The sequence below is a fragment of the Brucella sp. 22210 genome, from assembly GCF_052045675.1.
Taxonomy (GTDB): domain Bacteria; phylum Pseudomonadota; class Alphaproteobacteria; order Rhizobiales; family Rhizobiaceae; genus Brucella.
On record NZ_JBQEPD010000188.1, the window covers coordinates 1 to 363 of the forward strand.

A 363-nucleotide genomic window follows, 5' to 3' on the forward strand; every position below is an offset into this window, starting at 1 on the left:
GCCACTGCGTTCTCGGGGCTGTTTCCGACTGCGTTCTGTAGGGCCGAGCGCCGCAGACTATCTTCTGTCGTGCGCAGATTGGTGCGCGCGGCGTTCACTTCGTCGGCCAGCTCTTTCGAAAGCTTGCTTCCACTCTGGGCGCGGGCCAGCTCCTGGTCGACGCGTTCGCGGACGGCCGGGAATTGATCAATGACACCCTTGTTGCGGTCGGCCCACTGCTTGAACTTGTCAAACCGCAGATCGGCCTTGTCGGTGAGAACACCGGACTTGGCCAGATCGCCGAGCATCCACTCCGTTGCATTCTGCGCAGTGACGGGGTTCCCGTTCACGTCGACGGCGCGCTGCAACGCGGCTGCGTCTTCC

The 363-nt window shown here is 63.1% G+C and carries 1 protein-coding gene; it reads right to left on the bottom strand.

The genetic code is table 11. The annotated features are described in order from the left end of the window. Positions 1-363: hypothetical protein (locus tag ACTJKP_RS27270; RefSeq protein ID WP_440632886.1), on the bottom strand; the 363-nt coding region annotated here is incomplete at both ends.